This is a genomic window from Acinetobacter sp. Li1LvA2, assembly GCF_056156705.1.
The window spans coordinates 14,992-28,642 of sequence record NZ_JBSICF010000002.1 but is presented as its reverse complement, the minus strand read 5'-3'; the positions used below and the strand labels follow the sequence as shown (position 1 = coordinate 28,642).

The window sequence follows — 13,651 nt, the reverse complement described above, 5'->3', positions numbered from 1 at the left end:
TATTGTGAGTAAATCTCTAGTCACTTATTAAATATATATTAACTATCATGAGGTTAAGTTCATCATGCTTTTAATGATCGACAATTACGACTCTTTTACCTACAACATCGTCCAGTATTTTGGCGAGTTGGATCAGGAAGTAAAAGTTGTTCGCAATGATCAAGTCACATTAGAGGATATTGAACGATGGCAACCTAAATATCTCGTGATTGGTCCTGGCCCTTGCTCTCCAAGCGAAGCTGGTATTTCAATTCCTGCAATTAATCACTTTGCCGGAAAAATTCCTTTGCTTGGCGTATGTTTAGGGCATCAAAGTATTGGGCAAGCTTTTGGCGGAAACATTGTAAGAGCCAAAACGGTTATGCACGGACGTTTATCTGATATGTACCACAGTAACAAAGGTATTTTCAGTAATCTTCCTAGCCCATTCTCAGCAACTCGTTATCACTCTTTGGTTATTGATCAGCAAACACTGCCTGATTGCCTTGAAGTAACGTGTTGGACCAATGAAGCAGATGGCTCAATGGAAGAAATCATGGGTGTTAAACATAAGACATTGCCTGTTGAAGGCGTGCAGTTCCATCCTGAATCAATTTTGAGTCAACATGGCCATCAAATCTTTAAAAACTTTTTAGATATTTATGCATAAGTGATCACTATGAATATTCAACAAGCACTTAACCATATTACAAAAAATATTCACCTGACTCAGCCGCAAATGGAAGACATTATGCGTAGCATCATGCAAGGTGAGGCAACCGAAGCACAAATTGGTGCTTTGATGATGGGCCTTCGCATGAAAGGTGAAAGTATTGACGAAATTACTGCTGCCGCACGTGTTATGCGTGAATTCGCGATTAAAATTGATGTTAGCGATATCAAATATTTAGTTGACATTGTCGGTACTGGTGGTGATGGACAAAACTTATTTAATGTCTCTACTGCTTCAAGCTTTGTGATTGCAGCAGCAGGTGCAACCATTGCAAAGCATGGTAACCGAGGCGTTTCGAGTAAATCAGGTTCATCAGACTTACTTGAGCAAGCAGGAATTAATCTAGATTTAGACATGCAACAAACTGAACGCTGCATTCGTGAGATGGGTGTAGGTTTTTTATTTGCTCCAAACCATCATAAAGCAATGAAATATGCTGTCGGCCCACGTCGTGAGCTTGGTGTTCGCAGCATTTTCAATTTACTCGGCCCGCTTACGAATCCGGCTGGTGTAAAACGTTTTGTGATTGGGGTATTTTCAGATGAGCTTTGCGGTCCTATTGCAGAGGTAATGAAGCAACTCGGTGCCGAACATGTCATGGTAGTTCATTCAAAAGATGGTCTTGATGAAATCAGTCTTGCTGCTCCTACTGCTGTTGCCGAACTGAAAGACGGCGAAATTACTGAATGGATGCTTAATCCTGAAGATGTCGGAATTGAGTCACAAACTTTAAATGGCTTAGTGGTTACAGACGCAGCGGCAAGCTTAAAGCTAATTAAAGATGCGTTAGGTAAAAATAAAACTGCTATTGGTGAAAAAGCAGCAAACATGATTGCACTTAATGCGGGTGCTGGTATTTATGTAGCTGGTATTACCAAAACCTATGCTCAAGCTGTTTCCTTCGCTCAAGATATTATTTACGGCGGACAAGCTTTAGAAAAAATGAGCGTTTTGGCTGAATTTACCAAAACACTGAAACAATGTCAGGCAGATTAAGGATTTCTCATGATTAATATTCAAAATACCATTTTAGGTAAAATTGTTGACCGTAAACATGAGGAACTTGCTGCGCGATTAAAACAACGTAATTTGCAAGACGTTGAAGAATTAGCAAAATCTGCGACTCCAGTGCGTGGCTTTGCAAATGCTTTACAACATAAACGTCCGGGTGTGATTGCTGAAATTAAAAAAGCATCTCCATCAAAAGGAGTTATTCGCGCAGACTTTAATCCTGCTGAAATTGCCCAGCAATATAAACAAGCTGGAGCAGCCTGTTTATCGGTACTGACAGATGTTGATTTCTTTCAGGGTGCAGATGAAAATATTGCGATTGCTCGCAATCATTGTGCCCTGCCTGCTTTACGTAAAGACTTTCTGATCGACCCATACAATGTAGTTGAAGCACGTGCTTTGCATGCTGACTGTATTTTATTAATTGTTGCTTGTTTGTCTGACCAGCAACTCGAAGAAATGTCGAAAACTGCGTTTGAACATCAACTCGATGTATTAGTTGAGGTTCATGACGAAGAAGAAATGGAACGCGCTTTAAAGCTTTCTGAGCAATGTTTATTAGGTGTGAATAACCGTAATTTAAAAACGTTTGATGTGGATTTAAATACATCCATTCGATTGAAAAAATTACTTCCGACCTCACGTTTATTAATTACTGAAAGCGGTATTGCGACACCAGATGATGTGCATATGATGCAAGAGCATAATATTCACAGCTTCTTAGTCGGCGAAAGTTTTATGAAACAACCACGTCCAGATCAAGCTTTTACTGCTCTTTTTGGACAACCTCAAACGGTTTAATAAAGATATATGAGTAATAAAGATTCATCGCTTTCTAAAGAGCAACAGAAATTATTGAAGCAATTTAAAAAGCAAATCTCCAATCCTCATTCAAGCAAAATCGCAAATCAGCCTGAGACTAAAAAATCTCAGGCTGAGCCTGAAGAATTGGAAGATACACATTTGTTTCAACAAGCTGTTGCAGGTGTTAAACGCATCAACAATAGTAATGTAGCTAATGTCAAACTACCTCGTGCCAAAAAAGTTGATGCTCAAACATTAGCAAAACGTGCAGCTGCCGAAGGCGGTCGTGACACTGAGCATGCCGAGCTATCAGACACTCAAGCTGCTTTAAATCCTGTCGCAAGCCAAGCAACGTTAAGCTATCGCATTGCGACTCTTCAACATAAGGTTTTTGAAGACTTAAAAGCAGGCAAGATGCGCTGGTTTGAGGCTGTAGATTTACACGGCTGTACCATTGAACAAGCACGTGACGCAGTTTTACAAATTATCCAGATGGCAAAAGATGAAAATCAAAATGTCATCAAAATTGTGCATGGCAAAGGCCCAGAAGCAGTCTTAAAAACCTATGTCAACGGATGGTTACGTCAACACCGCGATGTTTTGGCCTTTGTAAGTGCCCCTGAAAATCAAGGTGGTACAGGTGCCGTTCTCGTACTGCTTAAACGTGCAGAAAAAAATCCTAAGTTCGAACAAAAAAAATGATCCTTTGGGATCATTTTTTTACATCAAATGCCTGTAATAATTGAGCAACTACTGCAATGGCAATCATTGCAGGTTGTTTCGATGAAATCCCTTCTATCCCGATCGGGCAAACTAAACGTTGTAATTTTTCCTGAGTATAACCTCGCGCCTGCATACGTTTTTCAAAAATAGCCCTTTTACTTTTTGAGCCAATCATCCCAACATAAGCAAATGGTTTTGCCGCAGGTTTCAAGGCTGAAAAACATAGTTGCAAATCTAATTGATGATCATGAGTTAATATTAAAATTGCGCCTGAACGATCAAAATGCTCAATCTCAGCTTCAAGCGTATCAGTCGTTAAACATTGAACATTTTCCAGTAAGTCTGATGGGAAAATATCATCACGTGGATCAATCCATTTCACCCGAACGCCAATAGGCATTAAACAACGGACAATTGCTTCACCCACATGCCCCGCGCCACAAATCAGCACTTGCATAGCATAAGGTTGAATCTGCTGGCCAAATTGCCATTCTTCACTGTTACCAGAATGAAACTCGAAACTTGATTGTTGTTCCATATCTCTAGTCTGCCAAGTGGATGCATATTGATGTGAGACGGTACGCCATATATGCTTTCCGCCTCGCCATGCTTGTAAACTCGCAGATAAATCCAATGCGATCTCAGCGGGTGATATTTTCTCAAACAATAACCACACTACTCCGCCACAACACTGTCCCAGCCGAGCACTAAGGTTAAAGCGTTCAATACGCCTTACAGAAGTTTCCGTTTCTTTTAACATTGCTTTAGCAATATCAATAGCCTGAAACTCTAGATGCCCACCGCCGATCGTATCGGATTGCTGCCATTGCTGTTGCAAATTAAACCGCAATAACATGGTTGCACCAACTTCTCGTGGTGTTGAACCATCAGCGCGGACCACCGTGACCAATACCATAGGCAGAGCATCGACTTGCCATGCCACAAAATCAGTCCACCATTGTAAATGTTGCATAATCTTCTACATTTTAGCTTGTGGGCGGTCAGCCAAAGCTTGTCCTCGTCCAATCGCAATTGCACGTAAAATCTCTTCGGCAGTTGCTGGAGCATTGAGTACGAGCGGTGCATTTTCCGGAATAGCCGCCTGTACCGCCTGGCGAATTGCAGAAAAAACTGATAATGCCAACATAAATGGCGGTTCACCTACCGCTTTGGAGCGGTAGATGGTGTCTGCCTGATTTTGGTTATCAAACAGTTTCACATTAAAAATATGAGGAATATCCACACTGGTCGGGATTTTATAAGTTGAAGGTGCATGGGTAAACAAACGGCCTGCGTGTGGTCCTTGTGGCTGCCAATACAACTCTTCTGTCGTGAGCCATCCCATCCCTTGTATAAAACCACCTTCAATTTGTCCAATATCAATTGCAGGGTTAATTGACCGTCCAACATCATGCAAAATATCGGCACGTAATACTTTCATTTCCCCAGTTAGCGTATCTATTGCGACCTCACTGACCGCTGCACCATAAGCGTAATAGAAAAATGGACGCCCCAAATGGTTGACCTGATCATAGTGAATTTCTGGCGTTTTATAAAAACCGCTGTCCCATAGTTGTACACGCGCCATATATGCCCGTTGAACCAAATCAGGAAAAGTCCATGAATGACCATTCGCTGTTGAAACCATACTATCTTCAAACTGGACTTGGTGAGCCGCACTGTCACTTATTTCTGCTGCAAGTTTTGCCAGACGCTCACGAATTTTAATACAGGCATTTTGAACAGCTTTACCATTTAAATCTGCTCCACTCGATGCTGCCGTTGCTGAAGTATTTGGAACCCGAGAAGTATCAGTTGCAATTAAACGAACACTATCGATTGGTAAACCCAACTCATGCGCAGCAACCTGACGTACTTTGGTATATAACCCCTGTCCCATTTCCGTACCGCCATGTGTAATAGAAACAGTACCATCCATATACACGTAGACCAGTGCACCTGCCTGATTGTAATGTACGGCATTAAACGAAATACCGAACATTAATGGAGTTAACGCAATACCACGCTTAATGATGTCATTGTTCTGATTAAAGGCATGAATGCTCTGTTTGCGTTTCGCATAGTCACTACTTTGCAATAGTTCGGCTACTAATTTTGGCGCAACATTATCACGGACTTCTGCCCCATAGTGCATACGGTCACGTCCAGCACCAGGCTGCTCGGCAAAGAAATTACGTTGACGAATTTTAACTGGGTCACAACTTAAATAACGAGCAATGTCATCAATAATATTTTCAATGACAAACATGCCTTGCGGTCCACCGAAACCACGATATGCCGTGTTAGAAACAGTGTTAGTTTTACAGCGTAAGTTACGCAACTCAACTGCATTTAGATAATAGGCGTTACCAATATGGCAAATCGCTCGTTCATTAACTGGGCCAGAAAGATCAGCCGAAAAACCGCAGTTTGAAGCCAGTTGCACCTTTAAGCCTTGCAGAACACCACTGTCATCAAAAGCCACAGACCACTCATAAGCAAAACCATGACGTTTGCCTGTAGCACTCATGTCATCATCACGATCTAAACGTAATTTACACGGACGACCTGTTTTTTGTGCTGCCAAAGATGCAATGCATGCCCACTGCGCCGATTGCGACTCTTTACCACCAAAACCACCACCCATACGGCGACTTTCCACACTCACCTGATGCATATTCATGCCTAATGCATGACAAATCAGCAGCTGCATTTCGGTTGGATGTTGTGTCGAGCAATAGACTTTTAAGCTCTGATTTTCTTGTGGAATCGCATAGGAAATCTGACCTTCTAAATAAAAATGCTCTTGGCCGCCAAGCTCAATAGCACCTGAAAGTTGATGGGCTGCATTTTGAAATGCCTGTTCAACTTCACCATGGCTAAAATCAACAGGCGGTAACACCCACGATTCTTTTTCAATCGCATCTTGAATCGTTAAAATTGGAGTTTCAGGCACATACTCAATTTTTGCTAAGCGAATTGCCTGACGCGCTTGCTGATAACTCTCAGCAACAACCACAAACAGGGCTTGTCCATAAAATTCGACCTGCTCTTCGGCAAAAATTGGGTCGTCTTTTACAATGGGTCCCCAATTATTTTCAACATCAATATCCTTTGCCGAAAAAACTGCATGGACACCATTAGCCTGACGTACTGCATCCAAATCAAATTTAATAATTTTACCTTTGGCACAATTTGAAAATCCGACCGCCAGATGCATGGTATTTTCAAGCTCTGGTAAATCATCGATATAAGTTGCTTGCCCAGTTACATGTAAATGTGCGCTCTCGTGTGGAATCGAATCACCTGCTTTAGCGGATTTTTTAGAAACTCTTAAGTCAATGGTTTGGTTCATGTTATATCTCCACCATAGCAATCAAATCACTCACACGAGTAATCGTTTGAGACAGGACTTTTTCTACATAAAAACGCTGTAAACAGTTTTTCGCGACGTGCAAACGATATGCCGAACTAGCACGTCCATCATCCAAGGGTTGATAGTCTTGCGACAATGCCTCTTGAGCCTTAGCTATCAATTCTGCTGTAAGTTGCTGACCTTCCAATATAGCTTCTGCATATTTTGCACGTTTGGGAATAGCCGCCATGCCACCAAAAGCAATTCTCACATTGTGAGCGACATGATGAGCATCTAACTCGCATGAAATAGCAGCACATACCGCAGAAATATCCTGCTCAAAACGTTTGGCAATTTTATAACTGGCAAATTTAAAACGCGTCTGCCCTTCACGAAGCGGAATAACAACTGCTTCAACAAACTCACCAAGCTGTAATGCTGTTTTTTGATAATCGAGGTAAAAGTCTTCCAAGACAATTTCACGGGTTTGTTCACCTACACGCAAAATCAATTGTGTACCTAGGGTAATTAATGCCGGCATTGAGTCGCCAATAGGCGAACCATTCGCAATGTTTCCACCTAGGGTTCCTGCATTTTTAATCGGCATAGAAGCAAAACGGCGCTGTAGTTCTTGAAAATCAGGATAAAACTCTGAAATTTTGATAAGTGCATCACTTAAACTGACATTTGCCCCAATCGTTAAAGCATGGTCTGTGACTACAATCTTTTTCAGCTCTTCCACCTGACCGATATAAAGCATATCGCCTAAATCACGCCCCTGCTTTGTTACCCACAAACCGACATCTGTACTACCCGCAACAATACGCGCTTGCGGCAACTGTAAGCGTAATGCGGCAAAATCCTGCAAATTCTTTGGTGCAAAGAATTGTTGACCATGATCATTTAAATGTAACGCAGGTAACGTTCTGATCTCTTTTAATACATCAATTATTTTTTGACGGTTTAATAAAACACGCGGATAGTCATATGCTTTTTGTGCTGCCTCTAAAATAGGGCGATAGCCTGTACAGCGACACAAGTTTCCAGAAATATAATCGCTGATTTGATCTTTGCTTGGAGGTTGTTTTTCATTTTCATACATTGACCATAAGGACATGATAAAACCGGGCGTACAAAAACCACATTGTGAACCATGCATGTTCACCATTGCCTGTTGTACTGGGTGAAGTGTTCCATCTTGTGCAGGCATTAAATTATGCAGATCTTCTACTGTAAATAGGGCTTTACCATCTAAAGTCGGTAAAAACTGAATACACGCATTCACACTGCGCAATTGCAGGTTGTCGTTGACCAACTCACCAATCACTACGGTACATGCACCACAATCGCCCTCAGCACAGCCCTCTTTTGTACCAGTCTGCCGAGTCTTACCCGTTTGAGTATATTCTCGCAAGAATTGTAAGACTGTCATGGTGGGTAATACATTTTCTACTTGTTGCTGACTACCACGAAAAAAAAAGGTGATTGGACGTTCTGACATGTTTTATCCTTATGCTCTATAGTACGGCATATTTGCAAATATGATGCCATCAGGCGATCATTTATAACTTAACCATATTAGTTGCACATTTCATGCTCAAATAATTGACTATTAACGATAAAAAACATGAAATTTATTCACCATTTATCTAATGCGCGCCGAACAGGATAAATATAGTGCGACGAGTTATGAACATCAGGTCATGTTTCTGATACAATGCCGAGCTTGTCTAATAGAGTAAATTTATACGCCTTATGTCAATGCAGCAATCGTACGCAAACATTCTGACTGCCGTCGGTGAAGACCTTAATCGTCCCGGCCTTAAAGATACGCCTGTGCGTGCGGCTAAAGCTTTTTCATATTTAACTTCTGGCTATAGTAAAACTTTAGAAGAAGTCACCAATAATGCGGTTTTCCCATCAGATAACCATGAAATGGTATTGGTGAAGAATATTGAATTCTATTCGCTTTGCGAACATCATCTCCTCCCGTTCTATGGCCGTGTTCATGTTGCCTATTTACCAGAAGGCAAAGTTCTTGGCTTATCTAAATTTGCGCGTATTACCGAGATGTTTGCTCGTCGTTTGCAAATTCAAGAAAATTTAACTCAGCAAATCGCTGAAGCTGTAGCTGAAGTGACTGGCGCACGTGGTGTTGCTGTCGTTATCGATTCTGCACATATGTGTATGATGATGCGTGGTGTAGGTAAACAGGAATCTACAACTCGTACAGTTTCATTTGTCGGAGATTTTAAAACTGACAAAGAAGCACGCCGTGAATTTTTAAGTGCAGTACCAGAAAGCTACTAATCTGGTGACTACTGCAAAAAAGCCCGACTCAGTTGGGCTTTTTTTATATTTAGATAAAGCACTTACTCTATAAAACATAACAATCAAATTATGTGATTTTTGTTATAAAAGTACACATCTTTAATTTTAAATAATTTATGAGTTAATCATGCGATTTAACAAAATTTCTTGCTTACTTTTATCCCCTCTTTTTATTTTTAATACCTCAATTTATGCAGAGAATACACCCAAAGAGCAAGAAATTAAGAAACTGGTTGATCAAAATTTTAAACCTTTATTAGAAAAATATGATGTGCCCGGTATGGCTGTTGGCATCATCCAAAATAATAAAAAGTATGAAATGTATTATGGTCTACAATCCATTCAAGATAAAAAAGCCGTAAATAGCAGTACCATTTTTGAGCTCGGTTCAGTCAGTAAATTATTTACTGCTACAGCTGGCGGATATGCCAAAATAAAAGGAACAATCTCTTTTAATGACACACCCGGAAAATATTGGAAAGAACTAAAAAATACACCAATTGATCAAGTGAATTTACTTCAACTTGCTACTTATACAAGTGGCAACCTTGGCTTACAGTTTCCAGATGAAGTCCAAACAGATCAGCAAGTTTTAACTTTTTTCAAAGACTGGAAGCCTAAAAACTCAATCGGTGAATATCGACAATATTCAAATCCAAGCATTGGTTTATTTGGAAAAGTTGTTGCTTTGTCTATGAACAAACCTTTCGACCAAGTCTTAGAAAAAACCATTTTTCCAGATCTTGGCTTAAAACATAGCTATGTAAATGTGCCTAAAACTCAAATGCAAAACTATGCTTTTGGCTATAACCAAGAAAATCAGCCGATTCGAGTTAACCCCGGCCCGCTAGATGCACCTGCGTACGGCGTTAAATCGACCTTACCTGATATGCTGAGTTTCGTTAATGCCAATCTAAATCCACAAAAATATCCAGCAGATATTCAACGCGCAATTAATGAAACACATCAAGGTTTCTACCAAGTGGGTACGATGTATCAAGCATTAGGTTGGGAAGAGTTCTCTTATCCAGCACCATTACAGACTTTATTAGACAGTAATTCAGAGCAAATCGTAATGAAATCTAATAAAGTGACAGCTATTTCAAAAGAACCTTCAGTTAAGATGTTCCACAAAACTGGTTCGACCAACGGTTTTGGAACATATGTTGTCTTTATTCCAAAGCAAAATATTGGTTTAGTCATGTTAACCAATAAACGTATTCCAAATGAAGAACGCATTAAAGCTGCCTATGCAGTGTTGAATGCAATAAAGAAATAATCTTTTGCTTAAACAAAAAGAGAAATGAATAATCTCATTTCTCTTTTTTTATGGGCTTATTCTTTAAAAGAACCAAACATATCCTAGACTTGATTTCATCCAATCTCGATGATTTTGTTGTTCATAATCCCAGTTTAATCGAACGGTATTATTACTATTAATCACATATTGCCACTGAGTATTTACTCTCAAATTCCATTGGTTTTGGTCTTCCCAATAGGGCAATTCAATTTGTACCACAGAGTTAAAGTGTTCAAACCACTGATTCATACAACCTAAAGTCGGACCCATTCCCACACGCCATCCTTTATCTAGATTTGAGCCGGCTTGTAGATAGGTTTGTAGTTGCCCATAGCAAACATGTTGGCGCTCATAGTCAGCAAAGCTATATCCGACTTGAGCATTAAAATTCGCTACACCATGCTGTTTTTCTTCACTAAAAGTACCATCATGAATCGCTTCCTGACGCCAACCTAAATTAAATCCCCAACTCAGCGGTGTTTTAAAAGGTTGAATCGGGTTATAAGAATTTACTTCGAGTAAATCAAGACGTTCTAGTTTTAAATGGTCATCTCGCCACTGTGCATTGCCATTTAAAAAGAGTAATTGAGTTCCCGCACGATATCCGCCTTGAGGATCTATTAAGTCATGGTAGGCTTGGCGATGACCAATTTCGATAAACTTGTCTCCTTGAACCTCGCCTGCTTTGACTGAAAGATTACGCGCATTGTGACCTTGAGTTGGCTCTTTTGTTGGTCTTTTAGGTTCTTGACGCTGTTTGTCTAAATCAATCTGACTTCTTAAAGCTAAAAGCTGACGCAACTGCGGCTGAGCAACGCTTTCTTCTATTTTACGGCTCGTAAATTGAAGATATAAATCATCGTAAGCCATCTCTAAAATTTTAGCCTGATCCTGCTCAGTAAATGATTTTAAAATCTGAGAAGACTGCTGAGTGGGCATCATCGCAATTTGATGAGCTACCTTCGCCAAAGATTCGCCATGCTGATGAGCTTGAGCCAATAGCTGAGTTTCTAAAGCAGGTCGATATACAGGAGCTTTGGTTAACCCTTGCTGCTGCATCGATTTAATGGTTTCCATCGGGATAGAAGCATGAGTGAATTTTTCTTGCAGATGAGACTCTGGTTTTACTAAATCAACCAACCCTAACAATCGATAGGCGCAGTTATCACTCACAAAGTAATAAGGAAAGCTCACATGCTGCATTTCCCAAATATGAGACACTAAAAACCGCGTTTCTTCAGGTGTTAAATTTAGCTCATATTCCCATAAGTCACGGCTTTCAAAATCGCCGTACTCTTTTACTTTACGGTAATAAGGCATCAGTGAATATTCACCCGGATATTGCCCTGTTAAACCTTTCCATGCATATGACCAGTTGTCGTTTCCAGCCACAGTTGCTGCATAATTTACAGCGTAGGAAACTAAATTTAATTGTTGCTGATCTTTAGGGTCTAAACGTAATAAAGTATGGCCAAACATGGAGCTTGGATTGCCCATAAAATCTGTCGCATAAATTAATGTCGCTTTATGTGGCTTAATCTGCCCAATCCAGTTTTCAAATTCTGAACACTTCACTTGAGGCAATTCATTTTCTTGAATGCCTACTTTTTTTATAAGCCATTGACTGCGTGCCGGAAATTTACAGCGAATCGACTGATTATCTTGAGCGGGCATAAATAATGCCGAGATATCCGCTTTCAGTTCTTCTTTTAAATTATTTTTCCCATTTTCCGACATGAAATAGCCAGAATAAGTCACTTCACTTTTCTGGTTTTTATTGGAATACATGAGCCTTTGCCATGTAATGTCTTGATCTAAGTTTTTCTGTTCTGCAATTGACCAATATTTTTGAATAGATGGATTTATATCTGCTGAATACGCAATATTCACTGCCAAAGAGGCAAAAACTAAAACAAATGACTTCATTAAGCTCATCAATTTTTATCATTAAATATAAGAAAAACCCTGCCAGACGACAGGGTTTTCAATTTCAAACTTATACGTAAGCTTTTAAAACGTCGTCTTTAGCCATTACAGTTTGTAATGATGCTAATACTTGAAGGGTATTTTGGTTGTTTGCAGAATAGATTTCACCAAAGTTTGCTTTTGAAACTTTGAAGAAACGGTCTTTATCTTGAGGTTTGATTTGCATTAACTCAGCAAGTACATTTAGGCTTTCACCTTGGCCTACAGCCATATCACGTGCTAAAGCTTCTGCATTTTCATTTGTGAATGTAACTACTTGCGCTGTTACTGTTCCGCCTTGACGGCAGCCTAAAGTACCGAAAGTGATCCCTAGTAATTGGTTAGTAAAAATACCGTTTGTTGTCGCAGCAAGAATTTTAGGCGCTACTCCTTTTTTGCCAGCCCATACTTGTGTACCCACACCACAACCTACGTCGTTGTCAGCCATTGCAACACTTGAACCAGCTGCTAATAAAGCAGCTAAAGCTAATTTTTTTAACATAGATGTAAATCTCCAAAATGATTATTGATTGTTTCTTATGTGTTGTATTGTTATGTGTAATTTTTATTACACGCTATTAAAGATAGCGAGATGGTTGTGAATTAGCAATTAAAAAATAAACAATATGATAAAAAGTGCAAAAGAAAAATTATCTTAAATTCCAGTTACCTTGATTATCCCTACTACCTAATATTTTGAGCACGAGTACGAGACTTAAAATTAATAATAAATACCACGATCCTAGCTTGCCCCAACCGACCATATGCCAAGCATCGACCTGACTTGGGTAAAGCCAGATTTTATAAAATGTACTTATATTTTCAGCAATCCAGATTAGAAACGCGAGTGTAAACAAAACAGGTAACATCGGGATTTTAAATTTATGTTCATTTAACTGGAAATAAAGTTTTGTTTTCCAAAAAATAAAAATACTAATCGCGAATAAAATATAGCGAATGTCTGGAACAAAAAATTTACTCATAAAATTTATATATGAGAAAAATGCTAGTAATAGCATAGCTCCAAAACTTGGAAGTTTTTCAAAAGACACTTGAAACAGTCGTATTGAGCGTGCAAAAAAACTACCTACAGCCGAATACATGAAACCTGCAAATAGAGGCACAGTTAAAATTTTAAATACGGCGGGCTGTGGATATTGCCACGATGCAATCGCAGGATGTGTTAGGAATATTTCCATGCACATCGCCATAACGTGAAATAAAGCAATAACCTTGGCTTCTGCCCATGATTCCAATTTTAAATAGAGTAAGCAGATCTGGATTAAAAGTGCATAGACGAGTAAATAATCATAACGATAGAACCCTATGTATTCATGGCTTCCCATCGGTGCTGTTAAAGCAAAAGCAATTAAAAGCAGAATACCAAACAAGGCTGCCGAGACAGCCTTGCCGATAAATTGAAACGGTAAAGTTAGATATTGCACAAAAA

12 protein-coding genes are annotated in these 13,651 nt (G+C 39.6%); 6 read left to right on the top strand and 6 right to left on the bottom strand.

Annotation, left to right across the window (positions count from 1 at the left end; translation table 11 throughout):
• Nucleotides 1-64 precede the first annotated feature (64 nt).
• Genes ACS604_RS04695 through ACS604_RS04680 form a run of 4 tightly spaced genes read left to right on the top strand, consistent with a single transcriptional unit; the run spans nt 65 to nt 3,229 of the window.
• Complete coding sequence (locus ACS604_RS04695; RefSeq protein WP_003650566.1) at nt 65-649, top strand: anthranilate synthase component II; 585 nt, start codon at nt 65-67, stop codon at nt 647-649.
• Nucleotides 650-658: 9 nt separating this feature from the next.
• Complete coding sequence (gene trpD / locus ACS604_RS04690) at nt 659-1,708, top strand: anthranilate phosphoribosyltransferase (protein ID WP_174729862.1); 1,050 nt, start codon at nt 659-661, stop codon at nt 1,706-1,708.
• A gap of 9 nt (nt 1,709-1,717) precedes the next feature.
• A complete protein-coding gene (gene trpC, locus ACS604_RS04685) occupies nt 1,718-2,524 on the top strand; it encodes an indole-3-glycerol phosphate synthase TrpC (RefSeq protein WP_474770417.1) in 807 nt (268 codons plus the stop codon).
• Between the two features lie 9 nt (nt 2,525-2,533).
• Nucleotides 2,534-3,229 (top strand): Smr/MutS family protein, encoded by a 696-nt coding sequence (locus ACS604_RS04680; protein ID WP_004790947.1) that lies wholly within the window; start codon nt 2,534-2,536, stop codon nt 3,227-3,229.
• A gap of 10 nt (nt 3,230-3,239) precedes the next feature.
• On the opposite strand, the gene xdhC is transcribed toward ACS604_RS04680, so the two are convergent.
• The 3 genes from xdhC to xdhA are packed head-to-tail and all read right to left on the bottom strand — an operon-like array spanning nt 3,240 to nt 8,106.
• The gene (gene xdhC, locus ACS604_RS04675; protein ID WP_474770415.1) at nt 3,240-4,223 is read right to left on the bottom strand and encodes a xanthine dehydrogenase accessory protein XdhC; all 984 of its coding nucleotides are present in this window, start codon (nt 4,221-4,223) and stop codon (nt 3,240-3,242) included.
• A gap of 6 nt (nt 4,224-4,229) precedes the next feature.
• Complete coding sequence (xdhB, locus tag ACS604_RS04670; protein WP_474770413.1) at nt 4,230-6,605, bottom strand: xanthine dehydrogenase molybdopterin binding subunit; 2,376 nt, start codon at nt 6,603-6,605, stop codon at nt 4,230-4,232.
• A gap of 1 nt (nt 6,606) precedes the next feature.
• Nucleotides 6,607-8,106, bottom strand: coding sequence for a xanthine dehydrogenase small subunit (xdhA, locus tag ACS604_RS04665; RefSeq protein ID WP_474770411.1), 1,500 nt, complete (start codon nt 8,104-8,106; stop codon nt 6,607-6,609).
• Between the two features lie 260 nt (nt 8,107-8,366).
• Between xdhA and folE the strand changes: the two genes are divergently transcribed.
• Entirely contained in the window at nt 8,367-8,915 is a 549-nt protein-coding gene (gene folE / locus ACS604_RS04660) for a GTP cyclohydrolase I FolE (RefSeq protein WP_001187844.1), read from the top strand.
• A 148-nt stretch (nt 8,916-9,063) separates the two neighbouring features.
• A complete protein-coding gene (gene blaADC / locus ACS604_RS04655; protein ID WP_474770398.1) occupies nt 9,064-10,215 on the top strand; it encodes an ADC family extended-spectrum class C beta-lactamase in 1,152 nt (383 codons plus the stop codon).
• Between the two features lie 63 nt (nt 10,216-10,278).
• Here blaADC and ACS604_RS04650 read toward each other — a convergent pair whose 3' ends face one another.
• The 3 genes from ACS604_RS04650 to ACS604_RS04640 form a co-directional block, all read right to left on the bottom strand.
• Entirely contained in the window at nt 10,279-12,162 is a 1,884-nt protein-coding gene (locus ACS604_RS04650) for an Lnb N-terminal periplasmic domain-containing protein (RefSeq protein ID WP_474770397.1), read from the bottom strand.
• A 70-nt stretch (nt 12,163-12,232) separates the two neighbouring features.
• Nucleotides 12,233-12,703 (bottom strand): DUF3015 family protein, encoded by a 471-nt coding sequence (locus ACS604_RS04645; protein ID WP_003650547.1) that lies wholly within the window; start codon nt 12,701-12,703, stop codon nt 12,233-12,235.
• 148 nt (nt 12,704-12,851) lie between these two features.
• Nucleotides 12,852-13,646 (bottom strand): DUF817 domain-containing protein, encoded by a 795-nt coding sequence (locus tag ACS604_RS04640; RefSeq protein WP_004790935.1) that lies wholly within the window; start codon nt 13,644-13,646, stop codon nt 12,852-12,854.
• Between the last annotated feature and the right edge of the window lie 5 nt (nt 13,647-13,651).

What these genes read in the sequence shown, in the direction of transcription:
- ACS604_RS04695 (WP_003650566.1), top strand. Translation starts at nt 65, where the DNA reads ATGCTTTTAATGATCGACAATTACGACTCTTTTACCTACAACATCGTC.
- trpD (WP_174729862.1), top strand. Translation starts at nt 659, where the DNA reads ATGAATATTCAACAAGCACTTAACCATATTACAAAAAATATTCACCTG.
- trpC (WP_474770417.1), top strand. Translation starts at nt 1,718, where the DNA reads ATGATTAATATTCAAAATACCATTTTAGGTAAAATTGTTGACCGTAAA.
- ACS604_RS04680 (WP_004790947.1), top strand. Translation starts at nt 2,534, where the DNA reads ATGAGTAATAAAGATTCATCGCTTTCTAAAGAGCAACAGAAATTATTG.
- xdhC (WP_474770415.1), bottom strand. Translation starts at nt 4,223, where the DNA reads ATGCAACATTTACAATGGTGGACTGATTTTGTGGCATGGCAAGTCGAT.
- xdhB (WP_474770413.1), bottom strand. Translation starts at nt 6,605, where the DNA reads ATGAACCAAACCATTGACTTAAGAGTTTCTAAAAAATCCGCTAAAGCA.
- xdhA (WP_474770411.1), bottom strand. Translation starts at nt 8,106, where the DNA reads ATGTCAGAACGTCCAATCACCTTTTTTTTTCGTGGTAGTCAGCAACAA.
- folE (WP_001187844.1), top strand. Translation starts at nt 8,367, where the DNA reads ATGCAGCAATCGTACGCAAACATTCTGACTGCCGTCGGTGAAGACCTT.
- blaADC (WP_474770398.1), top strand. Translation starts at nt 9,064, where the DNA reads ATGCGATTTAACAAAATTTCTTGCTTACTTTTATCCCCTCTTTTTATT.
- ACS604_RS04650 (WP_474770397.1), bottom strand. Translation starts at nt 12,162, where the DNA reads ATGAAGTCATTTGTTTTAGTTTTTGCCTCTTTGGCAGTGAATATTGCG.
- ACS604_RS04645 (WP_003650547.1), bottom strand. Translation starts at nt 12,703, where the DNA reads ATGTTAAAAAAATTAGCTTTAGCTGCTTTATTAGCAGCTGGTTCAAGT.